23 protein-coding genes are annotated in these 22768 nt (G+C 68.9%); 17 read left to right on the top strand and 6 right to left on the bottom strand.

Translation table 11 applies throughout. From position 1 onward, the window contains the following. Nucleotides 1-58 precede the first annotated feature (58 nt). Together ACFPJ1_RS32820 and ACFPJ1_RS32825 are read left to right on the top strand one after the other, a co-directional pair. Nucleotides 59-1579: a leucyl aminopeptidase family protein gene (locus tag ACFPJ1_RS32820; RefSeq protein ID WP_380109942.1), complete on the top strand. Its 1521-nt coding sequence runs from the start codon at nt 59-61 to the stop codon at nt 1577-1579. 126 nt (nt 1580-1705) lie between these two features. Further along, entirely contained in the window at nt 1706-2653 is a 948-nt protein-coding gene (locus ACFPJ1_RS32825; protein WP_380109944.1) for a YncE family protein, read from the top strand. 61 nt (nt 2654-2714) lie between these two features. Here ACFPJ1_RS32825 and glgA read toward each other — a convergent pair whose 3' ends face one another. Together glgA and ACFPJ1_RS32835 are read right to left on the bottom strand one after the other, a co-directional pair. Continuing rightward, the gene (gene glgA, locus ACFPJ1_RS32830) at nt 2715-3872 is read right to left on the bottom strand and encodes a glycogen synthase (protein ID WP_380109945.1); all 1158 of its coding nucleotides are present in this window, start codon (nt 3870-3872) and stop codon (nt 2715-2717) included. 17 nt (nt 3873-3889) lie between these two features. Beyond that, nucleotides 3890-4426: a GNAT family N-acetyltransferase gene (locus tag ACFPJ1_RS32835; RefSeq protein WP_380109946.1), complete on the bottom strand. Its 537-nt coding sequence runs from the start codon at nt 4424-4426 to the stop codon at nt 3890-3892. A 111-nt stretch (nt 4427-4537) separates the two neighbouring features. On the opposite strand from ACFPJ1_RS32835, the gene glgC reads away from it, so the two are divergent. The 8 genes from glgC to ACFPJ1_RS32875 are packed head-to-tail and all read left to right on the top strand — an operon-like array spanning nt 4538 to nt 12529. Next, nucleotides 4538-5764 (top strand): glucose-1-phosphate adenylyltransferase, encoded by a 1227-nt coding sequence (glgC, locus tag ACFPJ1_RS32840; RefSeq protein WP_380109948.1) that lies wholly within the window; start codon nt 4538-4540, stop codon nt 5762-5764. Continuing rightward, a complete protein-coding gene (kynU, locus tag ACFPJ1_RS32845; RefSeq protein WP_380109950.1) occupies nt 5761-7050 on the top strand; it encodes a kynureninase in 1290 nt (429 codons plus the stop codon). Before glgC ends, kynU begins: the two co-directional genes overlap by 4 nt. Further along, on the top strand, nt 7047-8357 hold the full coding sequence (locus ACFPJ1_RS32850; RefSeq protein WP_380109952.1) for an FAD-dependent oxidoreductase: 1311 nt from the start codon (nt 7047-7049) through the stop codon (nt 8355-8357). The genes kynU and ACFPJ1_RS32850 overlap by 4 nt, the downstream gene beginning before the upstream one ends. Then, nucleotides 8354-9862, top strand: a complete 1509-nt coding sequence (locus tag ACFPJ1_RS32855) for a 2-hydroxymuconic semialdehyde dehydrogenase (RefSeq protein ID WP_380109954.1) — start codon at nt 8354-8356, stop codon at nt 9860-9862. The genes ACFPJ1_RS32850 and ACFPJ1_RS32855 overlap by 4 nt, the downstream gene beginning before the upstream one ends. Beyond that, entirely contained in the window at nt 9859-10287 is a 429-nt protein-coding gene (locus ACFPJ1_RS32860) for a RidA family protein (protein WP_380109956.1), read from the top strand. The genes ACFPJ1_RS32855 and ACFPJ1_RS32860 overlap by 4 nt, the downstream gene beginning before the upstream one ends. Nucleotides 10288-10291: 4 nt before the next feature. Then, complete coding sequence (locus ACFPJ1_RS32865; RefSeq protein ID WP_380109957.1) at nt 10292-10810, top strand: 3-hydroxyanthranilate 3,4-dioxygenase; 519 nt, start codon at nt 10292-10294, stop codon at nt 10808-10810. Beyond that, entirely contained in the window at nt 10810-11814 is a 1005-nt protein-coding gene (locus tag ACFPJ1_RS32870; RefSeq protein ID WP_380109958.1) for an amidohydrolase family protein, read from the top strand. Before ACFPJ1_RS32865 ends, ACFPJ1_RS32870 begins: the two co-directional genes overlap by 1 nt. Beyond that, nucleotides 11807-12529, top strand: coding sequence for an alpha/beta hydrolase family protein (locus tag ACFPJ1_RS32875; protein ID WP_380109959.1), 723 nt, complete (start codon nt 11807-11809; stop codon nt 12527-12529). The genes ACFPJ1_RS32870 and ACFPJ1_RS32875 overlap by 8 nt, the downstream gene beginning before the upstream one ends. A 33-nt stretch (nt 12530-12562) precedes the next feature. Here the strand turns inward: ACFPJ1_RS32875 and ACFPJ1_RS32880 are convergent, their stop codons facing one another. From ACFPJ1_RS32880 to ACFPJ1_RS32890, 3 genes are all read right to left on the bottom strand, one after another. Beyond that, nucleotides 12563-13639, bottom strand: coding sequence for a Fic family protein (locus ACFPJ1_RS32880; RefSeq protein ID WP_380109961.1), 1077 nt, complete (start codon nt 13637-13639; stop codon nt 12563-12565). A 148-nt stretch (nt 13640-13787) separates the two neighbouring features. Next, nucleotides 13788-14462 carry an O-methyltransferase gene (locus ACFPJ1_RS32885; protein ID WP_380109962.1) on the bottom strand — a complete coding sequence of 225 codons (675 nt, stop codon included), beginning with the start codon at nt 14460-14462 and terminating at the stop codon, nt 13788-13790. A 144-nt stretch (nt 14463-14606) separates the two neighbouring features. After that, nucleotides 14607-15389, bottom strand: coding sequence for a DeoR/GlpR family DNA-binding transcription regulator (locus ACFPJ1_RS32890; protein WP_112244167.1), 783 nt, complete (start codon nt 15387-15389; stop codon nt 14607-14609). A 101-nt stretch (nt 15390-15490) separates the two neighbouring features. Between ACFPJ1_RS32890 and ACFPJ1_RS32895 the strand changes: the two genes are divergently transcribed. Further along, entirely contained in the window at nt 15491-16372 is an 882-nt protein-coding gene (locus ACFPJ1_RS32895; RefSeq protein ID WP_380109965.1) for an SIS domain-containing protein, read from the top strand. A gap of 3 nt (nt 16373-16375) precedes the next feature. On the opposite strand, the gene ACFPJ1_RS32900 is transcribed toward ACFPJ1_RS32895, so the two are convergent. After that, on the bottom strand, nt 16376-17569 hold the full coding sequence (locus ACFPJ1_RS32900; protein WP_380109967.1) for an MFS transporter: 1194 nt from the start codon (nt 17567-17569) through the stop codon (nt 16376-16378). An 86-nt stretch (nt 17570-17655) separates the two neighbouring features. Between ACFPJ1_RS32900 and ACFPJ1_RS32905 the strand changes: the two genes are divergently transcribed. The 6 genes from ACFPJ1_RS32905 (at nt 17656) to ACFPJ1_RS32930 (ending at nt 22729) form a co-directional block, all read left to right on the top strand. Next, entirely contained in the window at nt 17656-18201 is a 546-nt protein-coding gene (locus tag ACFPJ1_RS32905) for a CGNR zinc finger domain-containing protein (protein ID WP_380109968.1), read from the top strand. 200 nt (nt 18202-18401) lie between these two features. Beyond that, the gene (locus ACFPJ1_RS32910; protein WP_380109969.1) at nt 18402-18623 is read left to right on the top strand and encodes a biotin/lipoyl-binding carrier protein; all 222 of its coding nucleotides are present in this window, start codon (nt 18402-18404) and stop codon (nt 18621-18623) included. 159 nt (nt 18624-18782) lie between these two features. Further along, a complete protein-coding gene (gene sigE / locus ACFPJ1_RS32915; protein WP_380110106.1) occupies nt 18783-19517 on the top strand; it encodes an RNA polymerase sigma factor SigE in 735 nt (244 codons plus the stop codon). Then, nucleotides 19514-20125: an anti-sigma factor family protein gene (locus ACFPJ1_RS32920; RefSeq protein ID WP_380109971.1), complete on the top strand. Its 612-nt coding sequence runs from the start codon at nt 19514-19516 to the stop codon at nt 20123-20125. Before sigE ends, ACFPJ1_RS32920 begins: the two co-directional genes overlap by 4 nt. Nucleotides 20126-20128: 3 nt before the next feature. Continuing rightward, nucleotides 20129-21202 carry a sigma-E factor regulatory protein RseB domain-containing protein gene (locus tag ACFPJ1_RS32925; protein ID WP_380109973.1) on the top strand — a complete coding sequence of 358 codons (1074 nt, stop codon included), beginning with the start codon at nt 20129-20131 and terminating at the stop codon, nt 21200-21202. Nucleotides 21203-21280: 78 nt separating this feature from the next. Next, a complete protein-coding gene (locus ACFPJ1_RS32930; RefSeq protein WP_380109975.1) occupies nt 21281-22729 on the top strand; it encodes a S1C family serine protease in 1449 nt (482 codons plus the stop codon). Nucleotides 22730-22768: the final 39 nt, after the last annotated feature.

Raw genomic sequence — 22768 nt, forward strand, 5'->3', positions numbered from 1 at the left:
CCGACCGGGGTCGTTACGGTTGCCCCGACACATTTGATCAAAGAGTGAGGACCCCCTGGTGGCTCGCCGAACCGCTGCGCGCAACGTCTTTCCCACCCTGCCGGCTCTGACCTGGCAGCCCGGGCTCCCTGTCCACGGCTCCCATACCTGGGTGATCGTGGTCGGCGAGGCCGGTCTGCCCGCTGCCGCCAAGGAGGCCGGAGAGCGACTGGGCGTCGACCTGGACCGGCTGCTGGAGGTGCAGCAGTCGACCGGCTTCAGCCCGACTGCCGGTGCCACGGCGGCGTACCCGCTGCTGGCCGGCGAGGTGGCCGAGGTGCTGCTCGTCGGCGCGGGGGACGGTTCGCCCGCGGATCTGCGACACGCCGGTGCGGCGATCGCCCGGTTCGGCCGCGGCAAGGACGAGCTGACCACGGTCGTTGCCGAAGGCATCGAGGACGCGGCGCTCCAGGCGTTCGCCGAGGGGGTCGCGCTCGGCTCCTTCACCTTCCACCGCAAGACCGTTGACCCGGGCAAGCCGGCCGTCGAGCGGATCAGCCTGACCGACGGCACCAGCAACGACCGGGCGGCCGTACTCGACCGGGGCCTGGTGATCGGCCGGACCGGATGGCTGGCCCGTGAGCTCGCCACCACGCCGTCGAACGAGAAGGACCCTGCCTGGCTCGCCGCCCGCGCGACTGAGCTTGCCGGGGCCACCGGCCTCGACGTCCGCGTCTGGGACGAGAAGCAGCTCGCCGCCGACGGCTTCGGCGGCATCCTCGCGGTCGGCCAGGGTTCAACCCGGCCGCCGCGGTTCATCCGCCTCGACTACGTCCCCGAGGGCGCGAACAAGAACACGCCGTACGTCGTACTGGTGGGCAAGGGGATCACCTACGACACCGGCGGGCTGTCGCTCAAGCCGCGCGAGGGCATGGTGTCGATGAAGCGCGACATGACCGGCGGCGGCTCGGTGATCGCGACGATGTCCGCCCTGCGCGAGCTCGGCGCCAAGATCAAGGTCACCGGCCTGATCTGCTCGGCCGAGAACATGCCGTCGGGCACGGCGTACCGGCCGGACGACGTGATCCGGCACTACGGCGGGCGCACCACCGAGGTCAAGAACACCGACGCCGAAGGCCGCCTGGTGCTCGCCGACGGACTCGCGTACGCGGTGAACGAGCTGAAGCCCGACGCACTCGTCGACATCGCCACCCTGACCGGCGCGATCAAGGTGTCCCTCGGCTCGATGCTGTACGGCGGGCTCTTCGCCACGGACGACGCGTTGGCCGACAACCTGGCCGGCGCGGGTGATGCCGCGGGCGAGCGGTTGTGGCGGATGCCGTTGCCGGACGTGTACACCGACTTGATCTCGACCCCGATCGCCGACTCGGTGAACAGCTCGAAGGGCCCAGGCTCCATCACCGCGGCCCTCTTCCTGAAGGCGTTCTCCGGCGGCCTCCCCTGGGCGCACCTGGACCTGTCGAGCATCGCGGAGTCCCAGCGCGACGAGTACGAGTACTCCCTGGGCGCGACAGGCGCGGGCGCCCGCCTGCTCACCACCTGGCTAACCACAGACAACCCGACCGCCGGCATCAACTAGGCAAACGGCTGGCCACGCTGGGGGAGCGGTGGCTGGCGGTGGGTGATGGGTGGGGGCGGAACCTGGACCGGTGCGCGATGCAGGCCTAGCTTCGAAAGAGGGGAGGCACTGTTCAGGGAGGGCATCGTGCGAAGAATCAGCAGGTTGCTGGCTGTCGTGCCAGTGGTGGTCTTGACGATGGGAATGGCCGCGCCGTCGGTGCGGTCCGTGCCGCTGCCGGACGATTTCTCGCCCGAGGGCATCGCGGCAGGCACCGGAACGACCGTGTACGTCGGGTCGCTGCGGGACGGGGACATCTATCGGGCGGATCTGCGCACCGGCAAGGGGGCGACGTTCATCGATGCGCCCGCGGGCAGGATCGCGGGCGGGTTGAAGTTCGACCGGGCCCATCACCGGCTGTGGGTCGCCGGTGGTCCCACCGGGCACGCGTACGTCTACGACACCCGCAACGGCACGCCGCTCGCCGACCTCGCTCTCGCCACTCCCGGCGCCTCACTGATCAATGACGTGGCATTGACGAAGGACGCCGCCTACTTCACCGACTCGTTCAACCCGGTCATCTACAAGGTCCGGATCGGCCACCACGGCAAGATCGGCAGCGCGCGAGCGATTGCTCTGAGTGGACCGGCAGCGACGATCGTTCCCGGCGGCTTCAACCTCAACGGGATCGCGGCTGCGAACGGCAGGCTCATCGTCGACCACACCGACCTCGGCAAGCTGTTCACCATCAACCCCCGGACCGGCTCCAGCCGCGAGATCACGGTCACCGGCGGCGCGCTCAGCGCGGGCTCGCTGGACGGCATCCTGTTGCGCGGGAACAAGCTGTACGTGGTCGAGAACTTCACCGAGAGACTGATGACGCTCAAACTCAGTCATGACCTCCGTACCGCGCGGATCGTCGCGACGGTCACCGACGCGGACGTGAAGGGCGCCTTCCGCATCCCGACCGCGGTCGCCGAGCAGAACGGCAAGCTTGCCCTGGTCAACGCCCGCTTTGATGTCGGCCTCCCGCCGCCGCTGGGCACGGGAGTACCGCCAGGCACCGACTACAACCTGGTGGTCCTCCACAAGTAGCTCAAGCGAACCGCAACCACCGCTGTACTCCGTGGCGCGCCCTCGGGGCGCCGGATGCCACCTACTGGACGAGCGACTGGTACAGGCTGATAGTGCGGTCGGCCACCGCGTCCCAGCCGAACTCGGAGACTGCCCGGGCGCGGCCCGCCTTGCCCATGGCTTCCGCTTTGGCGGGGTTGGCGACCAGGTCGTTGATGCCTTCGGCCAGTTGGCGTTCGAAGGTTGGGATGTCGTTCTCGTCGTACCGGACGAGGGTGCCGGTGACGCCGTCGTCGACGACCTCGGGGATGCCGCCGACTGCGCTGGCGACGACGGCCGTTTCGCAGGCCATGGCTTCCAGGTTGACGATGCCGAGGGGCTCGTAGACCGAGGGGCAGCAGAAGGCCAGGGCGTGGGTGAGGACCTGGCGGACCTCCTCGCGGGGGAGCATCTCGGAGACAACGAAGACCCCGTCGCGGGCGGCCTTCAGCTCGTCGATCAGCGCGTCCGTCTCCGCCTTGAGCTCGGCTGTGTCAGCCGCGCCGGCCAGCAGGACGAGTTGCACCGACGGGTCCAGTTGGAGTCCGGCGCGGAGCAGGTGCGGAACGCCCTTCTGCCTGGTGATCCGCCCGACGAAGGTGACGTACGGCCGGCTCAGGTCCACCCCGAGCCGCTCGAGCACGTGGGTCGCCGGGTCGGGGTGGTAGAAGTCCGCGTCGATGCCGTTCGAGATCACGTGCACCTTGGCCGGGTCGATCGTGGGGTAGCAGTCGAGGACGTCGTCCCGCATCCCCCGGCTCACCGCGACCACCGCGTCCGCGGCCTCGTACGCCGTCTGCTCGGCCCAGCTGGACAGGCGATAACCGCCACCCAGTTGCTCCGCCTTCCACGGCCGCCGGGGCTCCAACGAGTGCGCCGTCACCACGTGCGGTACGCCGTACAGGAGCTTCGCCCAGTGGCCGGCCATGTTCGCGTACCAGGTGTGGGAGTGCACCAGCTCGGCCGAGCCGACGGCTGCGGTCATGGTCAGGTCGGTGGACAGAATCCGCAGGGCCGCGTTCGCCTGAGGGATCCGCGGGTCGTCCTCGGAGTGCGCGATCGCGCCGAGCCGTGGTTCGCCCATGCAGTGCACCTCGACGTCGAGCCTGCGGCGCAGTTCGCGGACCAGGAAGTCCACGTGCACCCCCGCCCCGCCGTACACGTCCGGAGGGAACTCACGCGTCAGGATCGCGATCTTCATCCCCCGACCATAGGGCATCAGGACACGCGGGTGGGGACCCAGAATCGCAGCTTCCCGTGCCGTTCGTCCTCGAGTTCGCCGCCGGCCGCCTGGATGACTTTGCGGGACGGTTCGTTGTCGCCGTCGCAGGTCACGAGCGCGGGATCGATGCCGAGCCGGGCCGCGAACGGCAGCGACTGGACCAGCATCTGGGTGGCGTACCCCTTGCGCCGGGCCGACGGCCGTACGACGTACCCGATGTGGCCGCCGAGCTCCAGCAGGGCGGGGGTGAGCCGGTGCCGGATGGAGAGCCGGCCGAGCCACTGGTCCGCCTCGACGAACCACAGCACGGTCTGGTGCACGAGGTCGGAGGGCATCTCGGTCTCCTCGTCCGCCTCCGCCAGGATCGCGTCGATCAGCTGGGCGAACTGCTCGGGATCCTCCGCCTCGGCCCGGGTCCACTGGTCGTTCAGCCCCGCGGCCCCCATCCAGCGCTCCTCGTGCGGCTCCAACTCGTCCCAAGCCTCGAGGAAGGAACGGTGAACAGCAAGAGTCGGCTCGACGAGGGTTGGCATGGACCCAGTGTCCGGTGTTGGCGGCGGCTGCGCACCGGCGGTACCGGTCACTGGTGTGGCGACACTCGCAACCGTCTATTGCGAAGGGCCAAGCGAAGCTAAGGTGCGGACATGGCGAAGGCACCCAGAGTTCTCGGAATCGTGCTGGCCGGTGGCGAGGGGAAGCGGCTGATGCCGCTGACGGCGGACCGGGCCAAACCGGCCGTGCCGTTCGGCGGCAGTTATCGCCTGATCGACTTCGTGCTGTCCAACCTGGTCAACGCCGGCTACCGCCACCTGTGCGTGCTGACGCAGTACAAGTCGCACTCGCTCGACCGGCACGTCACGCTCACCTGGCGGATGTCGACCCTGCTGGGCAACTTCGTCACCTGCGTGCCGGCCCAGCAGCGGCTCGGCCCGCAGTGGTACCAGGGCAGCGCCGACGCGATCTACCAGTCGATGAACCTGATCAACGACCACCAGCCCGACATCATCGTCGTCTTCGGCGCGGACCACGTGTACCGGATGGACGCCTCGCAGATGGTGGACGCCCACCTCGAGCGCGGGAACGGCGTCACCGTGGCCGGCATCCGGGTACCGCGGGTCGAGGCGTCGGAGTTCGGCGTGATCAAGACCGGGGACGACGGGCACACGATCGCGGAGTTCCTGGAGAAGCCGGCCGATCCGCCGGGGCTGCCGGACTCGCCGGACGAGACGTTCGCGTCGATGGGTAACTACGTGTTCACCGCGGACGTGCTGGTCGAGGCCCTGCGCAAGGATGCGGCCAATCCGGCATCCCGGCACGACATGGGCGGCGACATCGTGCCGATGCTGGTTGCCGAGGGCAAGGCCGGGGTCTACGACTTCAAGGACAACGACATCCCGGGCGCGCTGGAGCGGGACCACTCGTACTGGCGCGACGTCGGTTCGCTGGACTCCTACCACGAGGCACACATGGACCTGGTCTCGATCCAGCCGGTGTTCAACCTCTACAACCACGACTGGCCGATCTTCACCTCGCACCCGCAACTTCCGGGCGCGAAGTTCACCGACAACGCGACCGTCGGCGAGACGATCGTCTGCGCCGGGTCGATCATCACCGGCGCCAGCGTCGACCACTCCGTGCTCGGCGCCAACGTGATCGTCAGCTCGGGGGCGACCATCGAGCGTTCGGTGATCATGGACAACTGCAAGATCGGCGCCAACGCGGTGCTGAAGAACGTCATCCTGGACAAGAACGTGATCGTGCCGGACGGGGTGAAGATCGGCGTCGACCCCGACCTGGACCGCGAGCGCGGCTTCACCGTCAGCAAGGGTGGCGTGACGGCGATCGGGAAGGGCACGGTCATCGAGGCGTGAGCGACCCAGCAGCCGCCGAGCTGTCCGAGGCTGGGGCCCAGTCGCTGGACGCGGCCGACCCCGGCCACCGGGAGCTGTTCGACGTCCCGCCGGTGGACGGCGGCCGCTACCCGGACGTGGCGTACTTCGCCGGCAACTCCCTCGGCCTGCGGCCCAAGGCGACCCGGAGCGAGTTGCTCGAGGATCTCGACTCCTGGGCGGCACTGGGCGTCGAGGGTCACTTGGACGCCGCCAGGCCGTGGTTGCCCTACCACGAACTGCTCACCGGTCCGGCCTCCCGCCTGGTCGGTGCGCTCCCGAGCGAGACCGTGGTGATGAACTCGCTGACGGTCAACCTGCACCTGCTGATGGTGTCGTTCTACCGGCCGACCCCCGAACGCTTCCGGATCGTGATCGAGGACTCGGCGTTCCCGTCGGACAGCTACGCGGTCCGCTCGCAGGCGCGCTTCCACGGTTTCGACCCGGACGACGCCGTGGTCCGCCTCCGCCCACGCGAAGGCGAGGACTGCCTCCGTACTGCGGACGTCGTCGAGCGGCTGGGGTCCGAGGTGGCCCTGGTGCTCCTGGGCGGGGTGAACTACCTGACCGGCGAGCTGATGGACATCCCGGCGATCACCACCGCGGGTCATGCCGCCGGTGCTGTGGTCGGCTGGGACCTCGCGCACGCCGCCGGGAACGTCCCGCTAGCCCTGCACGACTGGGACGTGGACTTCGCCGCCTGGTGCTCGTACAAGTACTTGAATTCCGGCCCGGGAGCACTCGCCGGAGCCTTCGTGCACGAGCGCCATCTGGGTGACCCGACGCTGCAGCGGTTCGAGGGGTGGTGGAGCACGGAGGCGAGCAGCCGGTTCGAGATGGCCGCTGTTTCGCGTCCACCCGCCTCGGTGGACGCCTGGCAGGTGTCGAACCCGCCGATCTTCTCGATGAGCCCGGTCCGGACGTCCCTCGAGCTGTTCGACAAGGTTGGCATCGCGGTTCTCCGCGAGCGCAGCATCCGCCTCACGGAGTACCTGGAGAGGTTGCTTGCCGGTGTCACGCCGGGCCGGCCGCTGCAGGTGATCACGCCGACCGACCCGGCTCGCCGCGGCGCCCAGCTCTCATTGCGGATCGGCGGCGCCCGTACTGCCGGGGAGCTGGCGAAGGTGCTCCGCTTCGAGTTCGGGGTGATCGCCGACGCCCGCGAGCCCGACGTACTGCGCCTCGCGCCGGTGCCGCTCTACTCGACGTACCACGATTGCTGGCGCGCGGCACAAGCGCTGGCCGAGACAGTTCCGGAGACTGCATGAGTGAGCGTGTCGCCATCGTCGGTGCGGGGCTGGCGGGGAGCCTGCTGGGCTGCTTCCTGGCGCGGCGGGGCCTGAACGTCACCCTGTATGAGCGGCGGCCGGATCCGCGCGGCGGTCAGGCCGAGCGCGGGAGGTCGATCAACCTGGCGATCTCCGAGCGAGGCCTGGACGCGTTGCGCCGGATCGACCTGGTCGACCAGGTGATGGCCGACGCGCTGCCGATGAAGGGGCGGATGATCCACCCGGTGGAAGGGCCGCTGGACTTCCAGCAGTACAGCGCGAGCGGTGAGCGGGCGATCAACTCGATCAGCCGGGGTGCGCTGAACAACGCCCTGCTCGACGCCGCCGAGGCTGCTCCCGGGGTGGAGATCCGATTCGAGCATCGGCTGCTCGAGCTCGACTCGCAGGCCGGGAAGCTGATCTTCGAGACACCGGCGGGCAAGGTCGAGGCGCATGCGGACGTAGTACTGGGTGCGGACGGGGCAGGGTCCGCAGTACGCGGGCAGTTGCTGGCTGAGGGGGCTTTGGCCGAGGAGGTGGACTTCCTCGACTACGGGTACAAGGAGCTGAGCATCCCGTCGGCTGGCGGCGAGTTCGCGCTGGACCCGGGTGCGCTGCACATCTGGCCGCGGGGGACGTCGATGATGATCGCCCTGCCGAACCCGGATCGGTCCTTCACCTGCACGTTGTTCTGGCCGACCGGCAGCTTCGACGCGCTGAACACCTCCGCGGCGATCGAGCAGCACTTCCGCACCAACTACCCGGATTTGTTGCCGTTGGCCCCTGAGCTGGTCGACGACTACCGGCACAACCCGGTCGGCGTACTGGGCACCGTGCACACCCAGCCGTGGCAGGCGCACGGGCGGACGGCGCTGGTCGGGGACGCGGCGCACGCGATCGTGCCGTTCTACGGGCAGGGCGCGAACTGTGCCTTCGAGGACGTGGTCGAGCTGGACCGCAGCCTCGGTGACACCGGCGGATCCTGGGCGCGGGCGCTGCCGTTGTACGAGCACCGGCGGCGGGAGAACACCGAGGCGATCGCGGAGATGGCGCTGGCGAACTTCGTCGAGATGCGGGACAAGGTCGCCTCCCCGGTCTTCCGCCTCGGCAAGCGCATCGAGCACGGTCTCGAACGCCTCCTCCCGGGCCGCTACGTCTCCCGCTACGAACTCGTCTCCTTCTCCACGACTCCGTACGCCCAGGTCCGCGACCGCGTCCACCGCCAGCACCAGTACCTCGCCGGCGCGGTCCTCGCCGGAGCCGCTGTTATAGGCGCCGCGGCCCGCGCGGGCAGGAGACGGCGATGAACGCGACTCTGTGGCGGCCGGAGTTGTTGACCGGAGAGCCGAGTGAGGCCGGGCTGCTGCGGAACTTCGTCGATGGCGCCTTCGTGGAGAGCGAATCCACTTTCGCCAAGCTCAGCCCCGTGACCGGGCAGAAGATCTTCGATGTCTGCGAGGCGGACGCCGCGACGGTGGACGCCGCCGTGACCGCGGCCCGGGCGGCGTTGAAGGGCCCGTGGGGAAGGATGAGCGAGCAGGAGCGGGCGGTGATCCTCCGGCGGGTCGCGGACGAGTTGGAACGGCGCTTCGAAGACCTCGTGGCCGCCGAGGTAGGCGACACCGGGAAGTCGATCAGCCAGGCCCGCACACTCGACATCCCGCGCGGTGCGGCGAACTTCCGCGCCTTCGCCGACTTCGCCACCACCGCCTCCACCGAGTCGTACACGACCACGCTCGCCGACGGCCGCCGGGCGCTGAACTACGCGGTCCGCAAGCCCGTCGGCGTGGTCGCGATCATCGTGCCGTGGAACCTCCCGTTGCTGTTGCTGACCTGGAAGGTGGCCCCGGCGCTTGCCTGCGGCAACACTGTGGTGGTGAAGCCTTCGGAGGAGACCCCCTCCTCGGCCACCGTTCTCGCCGAGGTGATGGCCGATGCCGGAGTACCGGCTGGTGTCTTCAACCTCGTGCACGGCTTCGGGCCGTCTTCGGCCGGGGAGTTCCTGACCAAGCACCCGGGGGTCGACGCGATCACCTTCACCGGGGAATCCGCGACCGGCAGCGCGATCGCCAAGGCGGCGGCCGACGGGGTCAAGGCGACCTCGTTCGAGCTGGGCGGCAAGAACGCGGGCCTGATCTTCGCGGATGCCGACCTGGATGCGGCTGTCGAGGGTTCCGTCCGCTCGGTCTTTACCAACGGCGGCCAGGTCTGCCTGTGCACCGAACGGCTCTACGTCGAACGACCCGTCTACGAAGAGTTCTGCTCGCGGCTGGCCGCGCGGGCGAGTGAGCTCACGTTCGGCTGGCCCTCGGACGAGGCCACTGTGAACATGCCCCTGATCTCGCAGCAGCACCGCGAAAAGGTCCTCGGGTACTACGAACTGGCGCGCTCGGAGGGAGCCAAGTTCCTCGCGGGCGGCGGAGTGCCGACCTTCGGGGATGCCCGCGACAATGGTTGCTACGTGCAACCGACGGTGGTCACCGGGCTGCCGGCGGACGCCCGGACGAACACCGAGGAGATCTTCGGCCCGATCTGCCACATCGCGCCCTTCGACACCGAGGAGGAGGCGTTCGCGCTGGCCAACAACAGCCAGTACGGGCTCGCGGCAACCGTCTGGACCCGGGACGTCGGCCGGGCGCACCGCGCGGGAGCGGCACTCGAGGTCGGCATCGTCTGGGTGAACACCTGGTTCCTCCGCGACCTGCGGACTCCGTTCGGCGGCGTCAAGCTCTCCGGGATCGGCCGCGAGGGCGGCAAGCACTCACTGCACTTCTATTCCGAGCTCACCAACGTCTGCGTGGAGTTGTCATGAGCTCCGACGCGAAACTCGTGGCAGGGAAGGCGACGCCGCGCGGGCGGTTCCCGCACGTGAAGGTGGCAGGTGGGTTCGCGTATGTGTCGGGGACGTCGAGCCGGTTGCCGGACAACACGATCGCGGGCGCTTCCGTGGACGAGTTCGGGACCACCTCATTGGATATTCGGGTGCAGACCCGCGCGGTGCTGGAGAACATCCGGGACATCCTGGGCGCGGTCGGCGCCGGGCTGGAAGATCTGGTCAGCGTCACGACGTACCTGGTGTCGATGAACGACTTCGGTGGCTACAACGAGGTGTACGGCGAGTTCTTCGACGAGAACGGGCCGGCCCGCACCACAGTCGCAGTACATCAACTGCCCCATCCGCAACTACTGATCGAGATTCAAGCAGTCGCGGCGATCCCGCAGAAACTTGGAGAGTGACGTGATGGCCAACCTGGAGTCGACGAACTTCCCGGAGTGGATCGAGAACAACAAGCACCTGCTGAAGCCGCCGGTCGGCAACAAGCAGATGTTCCCCACCGGCGACGACTTCATCACCATGGTGGTCGGCGGGCCGAACCAGCGCACCGACTTCCACGTCGACCCGTACGAGGAGTTCTTCTACCAGATCAAGGGCACCATGCACGTCGACGTGATGACGGACGACGGACCGGCCCGGGTGGACATCAACGAGGGCGAGATGTGGGTGCTGCCGCGCAGCATGCCGCACTCGCCGCAGCGTGACGCGGACTCGATCGGCCTGGTGATCGAGCGAGTCCGGGAGCAGGGCACGCTGGAGAAGTTCCGCTGGTACTGCGCCAACTGCAACGGCGTCGTGCACGAGGTCGAACTTCAGGTCAACGACATCGTCGAGGACCTGCCGCCGGTGTTCAAGGCGTTCTACGACAGCGAGGACGCCCGCACCTGCCCGAACTGCGGCACAGTCCACCCAGGCAAGGGCTGATGCGTCCGGTCGTCGACGTCCACACCCATCTGGTCCCGAAGGGCTGGCCGGATCTCGCGGCGGCGTGCGGCGGGGAGGGCTGGCCGTGGTTGCGGATCGACTCCGAGCGGGCCGCGATGATCATGGTGGGGGAGAACGAGTTCCGCCCGATCGGGCCGCAGACCTGGGATCCGGCGGTAAGGCACCAGGACATGGCGGCGGACGGCGTCGACCTGCAGGTGGTGTCGCCGACGCCGGTGTTCTTCGCCTACGACCGGCCCGCGGACCAGGCGGTGAAGGTGTCCCGGATCTTCAACGACCTGACCCTGGAGACGCTGGCCGGCGACCACAGCCTGGTCCCGTTCTGCCAGGTGCCGCTGCAGGATCCCGACGCAGCCTGCGCCGAACTGGACCGTTGCCTCGCCGCGGGCCACGTCGGGGTGGAGATCGGCAACCACGTCGGCGACAAGGATCTCGACGACGCCGGGATCGTTGCCTTCCTCAAACACTGCGCCGAGGTGGGTGCGCCGGTGCTGGTGCACCCGTGGGACATGCCGGGCGGGCCGCGGCTGGACCGGTGGATGGCCCGCTGGCTGACCGGGATGCCCGCGGAGACGCATCTGTCCCTGCTGGCGATGATCCTGGGCGGCGCCTTCGACGAACTGCCGTCGTCGCTGCGGCTGTGTTTCGCCCACGGTGGCGGGAGTTTCGCGTTCTGGCTGGGCCGGGTGGAGAACGCCTGGCAGCGGCGCGGCGACGTCGTACGGGGGCGGTCGCAGCATCCGCCCAGTCACTACCTGGACCGGTTCTCGGTCGACACCGTGGTGTTTGAGCAGGCGGCGTTGCGGTTACTGGTGGACACCCTCGGCGAGGACCGGGTGATGGTCGGCAGTGACTACCCGTACCCGCTCGGTGAACGTCCCGTCGGGGAGGTTGTCCGGCGGGCCGACTGGCTCTCCGAGGTGCAGCAGGTCAAGCTGCTGTCTGACAACGCCCTGCGTTTCCTAGGGAGGTCAGATGAGTGAGAACCGCTCTGTCCTGTCCCGCGAGGCCGCCGACCCGGACGAACTGCTCCGGTACGGCGACCACGAGGACCAGGTGATCGACGTCTGGCACGCCAAGGAGTACCGGCCCGCGATCGTGTTCATCCACGGCGGGTTCTGGCGGCCGGAGTACGACCGGGTGCACGCCCGGCCGCTGGGGGAGGCCCTGACCGCCGAGGGATGGTCGGTGGCGTCCATCGAGTACCGCCGCGAGCCGGGGAACCCCGACGCCACCATGGACGACGTACGGGACGCTCTGGAGAGGCTGCCGGATCTGATGGACCTCCACGCGGGTTTCGTCCTCGCCGGCCACTCGGCAGGCGGCCAGCTCGCGCTGTGGGCCGCTGCAACCATGAACCCGGTCCGCCTGCGCGGCACCGTGGCCCTGGCCCCGGTGGCCGACCTGCTGATGGCAGACCGCCTAGGGCTCGACGACGGCGCAGTACAAGACTTCATCGGCAGCGGCGTCCGCAACGACCTGGACCCGGTCCGCCTCCCGGCCCCGATCACCCCGATCTCGATCGTCCACGGCACCGGCGACACCCGCGTCCCGATCACCATCGCCGATTCCTACGTCACGGCCCACCCCACCGCCCGCCTGATCCCCGTCCAAGGCGCGGGCCACTACGACGTCATAGACCCCCAAACCGACGCCTGGCACCAGGTAACCGCCGAACTAACCAAACACTCCGGCTAACCCTCTAGCCCGCTAGCCCGCCTGGGCAATCTGCTAGGCGGGCGAGCTGCTCGATCGTATGGGTGGGATTCGCCGCCAGCGCGCGGCCCGGCCAGTGCCCTCAGGCATGACCAGTTTGTCCGTCTTGAGCTCATCGAGAACGAGTCTGATGGTCTGGTCGCTGATCCCGGGCAACGCCTCCCGGACGTCGGCCAGCTTGAAGACGGGTGCGGCGTGCTTCAGCACATGAGTGCGGACTCGATCCTGTTTCGTGCTGCCGGACCGGTCTGCTGCCGCCTTACGAGCAAAGGTGTCGTACGCCGAAGCAAGAGTGACGACGAAGTAGCTGAGCCACGGCCACGGATCGGCCTCGCCTTCATGCCAATCGGCGGTCGAGCGCAGCAGCGTGTCGTAGTACTCGTCAGCGGTATCGGCGATGGACTGCTCCAGCGATACCCACCGGCAGACTTCGTACCCCGCGTCGATCAGCAGCGCGTTGGTCAGTGCCCTGGCTACTCGACCGTTGCCGTCAGCGAAGGGGTGGATGACCAGCAGATCGAGGATCGCCAGGCCGACCAAGAGGATCGGATGGTGGCGCGATGCTGTCTGCGCGGCCTGATAGCGCTCGAGCAGATCGGCGAGACAGCTCTCCGTCTTGGCCGCGGGAACCGGTACGAAACGTACCGTCACGCTGCCGTCGGGCGAGCGGTCCACTACAAGGTTGTCGTCGATCTTGAGTCGACCGCCATCCAAGGCGGTCTCCGACCAGAGCAGCCGGTGCAGGTGCAGGATCAGGCCGACGTTCAGAGGGTGCCAGTCCTCCTGGAACAGGTAGTCGAGCGTTTTGCGGTAACCAGCCAGCTCCTGCTCACTGCGGTTACGCAGTACTCCGGCGTCGCCGTCGATGATCCGCTGAGCTCTCCGCAAGTCGGGAACGACCACACCTTCGATCGCCGATGACGCGGTGATGCTCTGAACACGGGCACGGCTCGCGAGCTCCGTCAGTAGGGCCGGCAGTTGATGCCGGTAGAGTGCCTCGCTTCCTCGGCCGGTGTCGATGTCGCGGAGACGCATCACGACGTGTGAAGGTACCTGGCCGATCAGTCGGTCGAGGTCGGCGAACGAGCGCATGCTGAACCCCCTAACAACAACCAACAATCATGCTAATCGAGGGCCTGATTAGCGCCAATGTCGGTTTGATTAGGTAGTTCTACCACACCCCCGTTCACTTTCTGCAACTTTCGTGCGCAGCAAGTGACGAAGACGGAAAGTACTTGGTTCAGGGGCGCTTGACGGCGGTAAGGAGGCCGTCGCCGGCGGGGAGGAGGGCGGAGACCAGGTCGTCGTTCTCGCGGATCGCGCGGATGAGGTCGCGGATCGCGTTGGTGTCGGGGTCGCGGTGGGAGGGGTCGGCGACGCGGCCTTCCCAGAGGGCGTTGTCGAAGGCGACCAGGCCGCCGGGGCGGAGCAGGCGGAGGGCTTCGTGTAGGTACGCCGTGTACTCGCGCTTGTCGGCGTCGCAGAAGACCAGGTCGTAGTGGCCGTCGGTGAGCCGGGTGACCACGTCCAGCGCGGAGCCGGCGATCAGCCGGAAGCGGTTCGAGGGGACGCCTGCGTCCAGGAAGGTCTTGCGGGCGAGGCGCTGGTTCTCGGCGTCGATGTCGACCGTGGTCAGCGTGCCGTCGGTGCGCATTCCGCGCAGTAGCGCCAGCCCGGAGACGCCGGTGCCGGTGCCGATCTCGACGACCGCCTTGGCGCCCACCGCGGCGGCCAGCATGCTCAGCGCGGAGGCCGCGCCCGGGCCGATCGCGGAGATGCCGCTGTCCTCGGCGCTCGCCCGTGCACCGGTGACAACCTCGTCCTCACCGGTGTAGTCCTCGGCGTAGGCCCAGGACGTGGGGTCGATGCCCGTGGCGATGATGCCCTCCCTGATCGATGACGCTGCGGTACTCATCTAGCCCGAAGCCTAGCGTCCCGAGGCGCTCTGCCAGCGTCTCCCGCGCGGAGGCTGCGCACTCTTGCTCGTAACTTCGGCCCTTGAGCAGATATGATCGTGCCGACAGGTCAGAAATCATCCTTGAAGGAGGTGCGGGCGATGTCAGGACCGGATGACGTCGATGCCGGCTTCCTTGAAGACGGCCAGCTGGGACTCGTCGGCCTGGGCGTCGGTGACGAGGGTGTCGATCTCGCTCAGCTCGCAGATCCGCGCGAAGGCCCGCTGGCCGAGCTTGCTGGAGTCGGCCACCACGACCACTTTGGCCGCGCGGCTGACGATCAGCTGGTTGATGTTCGCCTCGCCCTCGTGATGGGCGGTGGCGCCGGTCTCGTCGATCCCGTCGACACCGATGAAGGCGATGTCCAGCGACAGGTCAGCCAGGATCCGGTGCGACAGCGGGCCGATCATCTCGTAGGACTGCGGCCGGGCGACGCCGCCGGTGAGCACCATCTTGACGTGCGGCCGGACGATCAGCTCGTTGGCGATGTTCAGCGCGTTGGTGACGAGGGTGAAGGCCGGCTCACCGTGCTCGGCGGACAGCTCCGGCCGGGTGGCCAGCGTCCGGGCCACCTCGGAGATCGTGGTGCCGCCGTTCATGCCGATCACCATGCCGCGGCGGACCAGGGTGGCAGCGGCTTGCGCGATCCGCTGCTTCTCCGATGCGAAACGCGCAGTCTTGTAGCGCAGCGGCAGGTCGTACGACACCGCGTTGGCCACCGCGCCGCCGCGAGTACGGGTCAGGAGTTGCTGTTTTCCCAGGTGGTCCAGATCGCGCCGGATCGTCGCCGCGGACACGTGCAACTGCTCGGCGAGCTCGTCGACATCGATCGCCCCCTTCTCGGCGAGCGACTCGAGCAACGTGTTCAGACGTTCATAACGTTTCACCCGGGGCTCCTCCTTCACACAATCGGTCAGCCGGACGGCTGCCGGTTGGCACCATTCGATCACGTTCGAGCAGTTTCGACCATTACATCTCCGGAGACGACATGACCGACACGCCATTCGTGAGCACTGAGATCGCCACTCAGCCCGACCTCTGGCGGCAGGTGTCGACCGGTTTCGCGCAGTACGGTGGCGCATTGCCCGCCTCTGGTCAACGGGTTGCAGCCGTCGGCTGCGGCACCTCCTGGTTCATGGCGATGGCGTACGCCGCGCTGCGCGAGGACCTCGGCCAGGGCCTGACCGACGCGTTCGCGGGGTCGGAGTTCCCGGCCGGCCGGGAGTACGACGCGGTGGTGGTGATCAGCCGGTCCGGTACGACGACCGAGGTGCTCGAGCTGATCCGGCAGACCAGCATCCCGACGATCGCGATCACCGCCACCCCCGGCTCACCGATCGTCGACCTGGCCGACCAGACGATCCTGCTGGACTTCGCCGACGAGCAGTCCGTCGTACAGACCCGGTTCGCCACCACGACGCTGGCCTTGCTCCGGGCGTCGCTGGGGGAGGACCTGACCCAGGCCGCGGTCGATGCCGAGACGGCGCTCACGGTCGACGTGGACGATCTGGCGAAGCTGGAGCAGGTCACCTACCTGGGCACCCGGTGGACCGTCGGCCTGGCGCACGAGGCCGGCCTGAAGCAGCGCGAGGCGGCGTCGGCGTGGACCGAGGCGTACCCGGCGATGGACTACCGGCACGGCCCGATCGCCATCGCCCAGCCGGGCCGTGGCGTCTGGATCTTCGGTACTCCGCCCGAGGGTCTGCTCGACGACGTGGCCGCGACCGGCGCGACGATCGTCCACCATCCCGACCTCGACCCGATGGCCTCCCTGGTGGTGGCCCAGCGGGTGGCGGTCGCCAAGGCCCTCGCCCTGGGCCTCAACCCGGACCAGCCCCGCAGCCTCACCCGCTCGGTCATCCTCGACTGATCCTCAAAGCCGCGCCGGTACGGCGGCCCGGCTGAGCGTCGAGAGGTAGCCAAGAGCCGACGCGGCGAGCAGTGCTGCCCCCACGGCCAGCAGCGCAGCGTGGGTGCCGACGACCGGCACCAGGAGTCCGCCGGCTGCCTGGCCCAGGGCGGCCGCTCCAACGCGCAGGCTGGCGGCTGTGGTGCTCACGCGGCCCTGCAGCTCAACCGAGCTGTACTGCTGACGCGCGGAGAACATCGCGGGCAGCATCGGCCCCTCCAGAAGACCGGTGGCCGCCGCGAGCACCAGGAGGACGGCAAGGCTCGAAGCCAGCGGCCAGGTGGTGAAGGCCAGTCCGTAGAGCGCCACCGACACCATCACCACGTGCTCGGGGCGCCAGCGGGTCTGCCAACGGCCAAACAGTAGGGCGGTGGCGACGCTCCCGATCTCCAGAGCGGTCCACAGGTACCCAGCGGCGGACCTTGGAGCGCCCAGTGACTCCATGTGGAGCGGCAGTGTGATCAGCAGGACGCCCATGACACCCATGAGCAGCGTCGTCGTGACAGTGGAGGCCCGCAGCCGCGGAGTACGGGCCAGATGCGCCAGGCCGGCCACTACCGAGCCAAGGAAGGGCTCTCGGTCTGCGACGTCGATCGCGGCAGGTAGTGCGGGCAGCCGCATGATCGCGACGATGCTGAGCGTCGCGGTGACGGCAATGACCGCTGCGGCAGCGTCGACCGAGACAGCGGCAGCGATCGTGGCAGCAGTCGCCGGACCGGTGATCGTGGCTGCACCGAAGCTTGCGGCCTCCAGCGAGTTCGCCCGCGCCAGCAGCGGCTGAGGGACCAGACTCGGCAGCATGCTGGTGAAACCCCCGCTCACGAGCGGCAGCGTCGTACCGGCGAGAGCGGCCAGGGCCGGCGTGACCCAGTGAGCGGTGTGGCCGACGACCGCGAGCATGGCCAGCATCACCGCGCCCAGGACAGCCTGGTTGAGCCCGAGCGCAGTACGCCGGTATGGCGTGCGGTCGAGCCAAGTACCGAGCAGCGGTCCAGTGATGACTGCGGGTAGGGCGTAGGCGGCTCCGGTGAGACCAGCCAGCGCCGGGCTGTCTGTGCGCTCCAGCACGAGCAGGACGAGCGTGAACGCCACCATCTCGTCCCCGACCCGGGCCAGCGTCGCGGCGAGGTAGTAGCTCGCCGGCAGCCGATCGGACATCACTCAGCCTCCTGTAACGCATAAGACTCCGTTACGCGTTACGCTAACAAAGCCGTTACGATGCCGCCATCGGAAAGGAGGCTCGCGTGGAGACCCTGCAGACACCGGACCGGCTGATCCGGCTCGCGGTGGACCTGGTGAACACCAAGTCGCTGGACCCGGAGAAGCTGACCTCAGCCGGGGCGCTCGAAAGGTTCCTGCTCGATCACGGCGAGCCCACCGCGGACGTCGACGAGGACGACCTCGCCCAGGTGAAGGCGGTCCGCGAGCGGATCCGCCCGGTCTTCCACGCCGAGCCCCGCGACGCCGCGAGGATCCTGAACGACCTGCTCGCCGAGTACGCGGTACGGCCCTATCTCTCCGATCATGACGGTGCTCCATGGCACCTGCATGTGGCGAGGCCGGAGGCAACCTGGGCCGCGTGGCTCGCGGCCGGTACTGCGCTCGGTCTGGCGGGGTTCGCCGCCGGGCACGGGTTCGCCGCGATCGACTCGTGCGCCGCCGAGGACTGCGAGCGGGTGTTCGTGAACCCGGCCGAGAGACGCCCGCGCCGCTTCTGCACCCCTACGTGTTCCAGCCGCACCCGCGTAGCGTCGTACCGGGCCCGCCAGGCCGCTGGCAGCGGCACTTAGTGCCCTGCGTCGGATGTTCTTTGGTGCTTGCGGCGCCCAGGCGCGCACCTCGCGCCACTGGCCAATCATCCACGATGCTCCGCATCGAGGACGCTCGTCCAGCACCGCGATGCACGCACCTGACCACCGCAATCACTCAAACAACATCCGACGCAGGGCACTAGGATCGACAGCGAGGATCCGATGCAGAGGAGTGCACGTTGAGTCACACCGTGGTCGCAGAGCTGGTGGCGAACGTCCAGAAGGTCACCGCCAAGGCCGGGGACACGGTGGGCCCGGAGGACACCCTGGTCATCCTGGAGTCGATGAAGATGGAGATCCCGGTGCTCGCCGAGGTGGCCGGCACCATCACCGAGATGAAGGTCGCCGAGGGCGAGGTCGTCCGAGACGGAGATCCCATCGCCGTGATCGAAGAAAAGTAGAACTCAAACGAACATGTCAGCTCGCGCGTCCAGTACTACGAGTGCGATCACCGGGCCGGGGAACTTCCCGGAGACGGAGGCCGTTGACTCGTCGTACCGGCATCTCAGGGTTCAACCCGGGTGTCCCCGACGTGCGCAGAGGACGGTGAACGCGGCACCATGGTGGTCACGCTCGTTGCCCCGCAGAGTGCGGATCGCAGGACGGGTACCCAGGGAGGCGTTGCCGTGAAGCCGGTCGACACCTCTGTTGCGCCTGCCTTCGTACCCCAGCAGGCCCCCGCCGACGCCCGGTCCAAGGTCCAGGCCGAGGCCGACGCCGAGGTGCTGCCGTCCTGGGACGAGATCGTCCGGACCCACTCGGCCCGCGTCTACCGGCTGGCCTACCGCCTGACCGGCAACAAGCACGACGCCGAGGACCTGACCCAGGAGGTCTTCGTCCGGGTCTTCCGGTCGCTGTCGTCCTACACGCCGGGCACCTTCGAGGGCTGGCTGTACCGGATCACCACCAACCTCTTCCTGGACGGCGCCCGCCGCCGGCAGCGGATCCGCTTCGACGGACTGCCCGACGACGCGCACGACCGGCTGCCCTCCAAGGGCTCGGGCCCGGCGGAGAAGCTGGACCACGACCTGTTCGACCACGATGTGCAGGACGCGCTGGACGCGCTGCCGGAGGACTTCCGGGCGGCCGTGGTGCTCTGCGACATCGAGGGCATGACGTACGACGAGATCGCGGACGTGCTCGACGTGAAGCTGGGCACCGTGCGCAGCCGGATCCACCGCGGCCGCTCGATGCTCCGCAAGCACCTCGAGCACCGTGCGCCGCGATCCGGCCAGACCCGTGTCAGTGGCCCGCCGGCGGACGGGCCGTTCGGTGCCGGAGGTGACGACCGGTGACGCTGCAACACCCCCTGGACAAGCTGAGCGCCGTTGTCGACGGCGAGCTCGACCACGATTCCCGCGACAAGGTGCTGAGCCACCTGGTCGGCTGCGACTCCTGCCGGTCGGAGGTGGACGCCCAGCGCCGGCTGAAGACCCGCTTGGCGGCCACGCCGGACCCGGAGCCCTCGACCGACCTGATGCAGCGCCTGCTCGGCGTTCCGTCGTTCTCCCCGGAGCCGCGCGAGGAGATCCGCCCGGTGCTCACGCCGACGATCTCGCTCAGCCCCCAGCGCTCGGCGTTCCCCGCCGCCCGGACCGGAGCCACCCGCCCTGGCACCCGCACGGCGACCCGCTCTCGCCGGCGTACCGGAGTACTGGGTGCAGCCGGTTCGGCAGCGGCCGTGGCGTCACTGCTGGGTACTGCGTTCGTGCTGGGTGACCCGGCGCGAACGGAGCAGCCGCCAGTGCTGCAGCCGCCCGTGGCGAGCTTCTCTTCCGACCACGCCGCCGCCACGAGCGGGACACCGTTCGCGGACCCGGTGGCCCTGCTGAACTCCTTCAACGGGGCTGGCTACGCCGGGCTCAGCCCGACGCTGCAGCCGGTGGCGCTGACGGGGCGCTGAGCAGTGAGCCTCTCCCGGCTCGCCGTCCTGGTCGGCACCGCGCTGATCGGCTTCGGCCTGCCCCTGCCCGCAGCAGCCACGCCTGCGCCCTCCGGCCAGCGTGAGGACTCGCCGTCCGCCGTGACCTGGCTGGAGCGCGCCGCGGCCGCTCCGGACCTCGTCTCCTTCCACGGCACCCAGATCATCACCTCCTGGGGACCGCAGGGTTCCAGCTCGGCGATGCTCGACATCGTGCACGCCGCCTCGCAGGGGAGCGAGATCAGCGTGCTCGGCTCCTCGGCGTCACCGGGCGCCAAGGCGTTCGTGCAGCGGGCCAACCATGCTGCCGGCCCGACCATCGACGGCGGACCCCTCGCACTGCTGCAGGCGACGTACCAGCTGGTCTACAAGTGCTGCACGGACACCATCGGGCGGACCGCCGTGATGATCGAGGCGCTGCGGGACGACCAGACCCTCGCCGCGCGCTTCTGGATCGACAAGGCGACCGGGCTACTGCTGCAGCGGCAACTGTTCAACGTCGACGGCAAAACGATGGTGCGGGCCACCGTGTTCACCGAGCTGGAGATCGAGGACTCCGAGTTCCTCGGGCACCTGCCGCCGATGGCTCCGGGCGGAGTGGAGTCCGTCGGCATGAGCAAGGTCGACAACCTCCGCTCCCAGGGCTGGACTTGCTCGGCCGCGCTGCCCGCGTCCCTGCAGTTGTACGACGTGCACCAGGACACCGCGACCAAGTCCCTGCAGTTCTCGTACTCCGACGGGCTCTTCAACGTCTCCCTCTTCGAGCAGCGCGGGCAGCTCGACCCGGCCGCCGTGGCGGGTTACACGGCCACCACGGCGCCCGAGGGCGCCCGGGTCTACCAGCGCTACGGCATGCCGTCGTACGCGGTCTGGTCGTCCGGAGGGATCGTCTACACCCTGGTCGGCGACCTGCCGTCCGACGTACTCGGCCAGGTCGTGGCGGCTTTCCCGCACGTGCCGCCACCGAGAGTCACGGCCGTCCAGAGAATGGGCACGGGACTGGCCAAAATCGCTTCTTGGCTCACTCCGATGGGTGCTCTCTCCCACAAGCTGGGATAATCAAGTGTGGGAGTACCTCCCGGCGATCCCGGCGGGGCACTTCGACCACGAGACAACGACGACGTGAGGCGGGGCACCGTGAGCTGGGATGACGCCGAGCCGACAGTGCGGACGCCGCGGGATCCCGCGGACCCGGAACCCACCCGTGAGCTCCCCAAGGACCCCCTGACCGCCGGACCAGTAGTCCCCCCGTCCGACCAGACCGCGTTGACGCCGCCGTCGGCTGGTGTCGGGGCCGCGCCGATTCCGCTGCCCGGGGGCGACGCGCCGTACCGGCAGCAGGGGCCGATTCGCTCCACCAGCCAGCGGAGCTTCGGGAAGCCCGAGCCGCAGGATCCGCTCTTCCGGCCGGTCTATCCGGGGCAGGCTTGGCCGACCTACCAGCCGACGTATACGCCGCCCCCGCCGCTCGACTGGCACCAGCAGCAGGCCCGCGCCTACACGCCGGCTCCGCCGCCGAAGAGTGGCCGGATGATCGGCATCGCCGCGATCGTTGCGCTGATCGTCGGGCTGCTCGCCGGTGCCGGCGCGGCCGCGACCGTCGTCGCGCTGGACCACAGCGGCACGATCGACGACCAGTCCGGCCCGCCGATCGGCGTCGCCGACCCCAAGGTCCGCAGCGGATCCGTCTCGTCCGTGGCGGAGACCCTGCTGCCGAGCGTGGTTCAGCTGAAGGTCGAGGGCGCGGACGACTCCAACGCGACCGGCTCCGGCTTCGTGATCGACGGCTCCGGGCACATCCTGACCAACAACCACGTGGTCGCCGCGGCGGCGACCGGTGGCGCGATCCAGGTGGTGACCCAGAAGGGCAAGACCGCCACCGCGCGGCTGGTCGGCCGCTCGCCGGCATACGACCTGGCCGTCGTCCAGGTGCTCGGGCTGGATGCCCCCTCGGTGCAGTTCGGCAGGTCGGAGGCCGCGGTCGTCGGGCAGGACGTCGTGGCGATCGGCTCGCCGCTGGGCCTGGCCGGCACGGTCACCTCCGGCATCATCTCGGCGAAGAACCGCCCGGTCACGGCCGGCGGCGAGGGTGGCGAGCTCTCGTACATCAACGCCCTCCAGACCGACGCCGCGATCAACCCCGGAAACTCCGGCGGTCCGCTGGTCGACATGAACGCCCGGGTGATCGGCGTGAACTCCGCGATCGCGACCGTGCGCGGCGCCCAGGAGGGCAGCAGCGGCAACATCGGCCTCGGTTTCGCGATCCCGATCGATCAGGCCCGCCGTACTGCGCAGCAACTGATCGCGTCGGGCAGAGCGTCGTACCCGGTGATCGGTGCCGAGGTCGACATGCAGTTCGAAGGCGGTGCCCGGGTCAGCAAGGTGACGGCAGGCTCGCCGGCCCAGCGGGCCGGGATCCGCATCGGTGATGTGGTCACCTCGATCAACAACCAGGTGGTGGAGACCGCCGAGGCGCTGATCGTGGCGATCCGGACGCACCAGCCGGGCGAGAATGTGCGGCTGGAGTTCGAGCGCGCGGGCAAGCCTCGCGAGGTCACGGTGACGCTGGGCACGCAGACCGGCTGACCGGCACAGCCGGAACGGTCGGCCCGGGACGCGGGCTGA

Origin of the sequence: Kribbella qitaiheensis (assembly GCF_042657745.1) — a bacterium.
In the GTDB taxonomy this organism is placed as follows: Bacteria; Actinomycetota; Actinomycetes; order Propionibacteriales; family Kribbellaceae; genus Kribbella; species Kribbella qitaiheensis.

Bases quoted from the DNA above. Each gene is read 5' to 3' on its own strand.
- glgA (WP_380109945.1), bottom strand. From the start codon at position 3,872: ATGAAGATCGCGATCCTGACGCGTGAGTTCCCTCCGGACGTGTACGGC.
- ACFPJ1_RS32835 (WP_380109946.1), bottom strand. From the start codon at position 4,426: ATGCCAACCCTCGTCGAGCCGACTCTTGCTGTTCACCGTTCCTTCCTC.
- glgC (WP_380109948.1), top strand. From the start codon at position 4,538: ATGGCGAAGGCACCCAGAGTTCTCGGAATCGTGCTGGCCGGTGGCGAG.
- ACFPJ1_RS32850 (WP_380109952.1), top strand. From the start codon at position 7,047: ATGAGTGAGCGTGTCGCCATCGTCGGTGCGGGGCTGGCGGGGAGCCTG.
- ACFPJ1_RS32855 (WP_380109954.1), top strand. From the start codon at position 8,354: ATGAACGCGACTCTGTGGCGGCCGGAGTTGTTGACCGGAGAGCCGAGT.
- ACFPJ1_RS32860 (WP_380109956.1), top strand. From the start codon at position 9,859: ATGAGCTCCGACGCGAAACTCGTGGCAGGGAAGGCGACGCCGCGCGGG.
- ACFPJ1_RS32865 (WP_380109957.1), top strand. From the start codon at position 10,292: ATGGCCAACCTGGAGTCGACGAACTTCCCGGAGTGGATCGAGAACAAC.
- ACFPJ1_RS32870 (WP_380109958.1), top strand. From the start codon at position 10,810: ATGCGTCCGGTCGTCGACGTCCACACCCATCTGGTCCCGAAGGGCTGG.
- ACFPJ1_RS32875 (WP_380109959.1), top strand. From the start codon at position 11,807: ATGAGTGAGAACCGCTCTGTCCTGTCCCGCGAGGCCGCCGACCCGGAC.
- ACFPJ1_RS32880 (WP_380109961.1), bottom strand. From the start codon at position 13,639: ATGCGCTCGTTCGCCGACCTCGACCGACTGATCGGCCAGGTACCTTCA.
- ACFPJ1_RS32885 (WP_380109962.1), bottom strand. From the start codon at position 14,462: ATGAGTACCGCAGCGTCATCGATCAGGGAGGGCATCATCGCCACGGGC.
- ACFPJ1_RS32895 (WP_380109965.1), top strand. From the start codon at position 15,491: ATGACCGACACGCCATTCGTGAGCACTGAGATCGCCACTCAGCCCGAC.
- ACFPJ1_RS32900 (WP_380109967.1), bottom strand. From the start codon at position 17,569: ATGTCCGATCGGCTGCCGGCGAGCTACTACCTCGCCGCGACGCTGGCC.
- sigE (WP_380110106.1), top strand. From the start codon at position 18,783: ATGGTGGTCACGCTCGTTGCCCCGCAGAGTGCGGATCGCAGGACGGGT.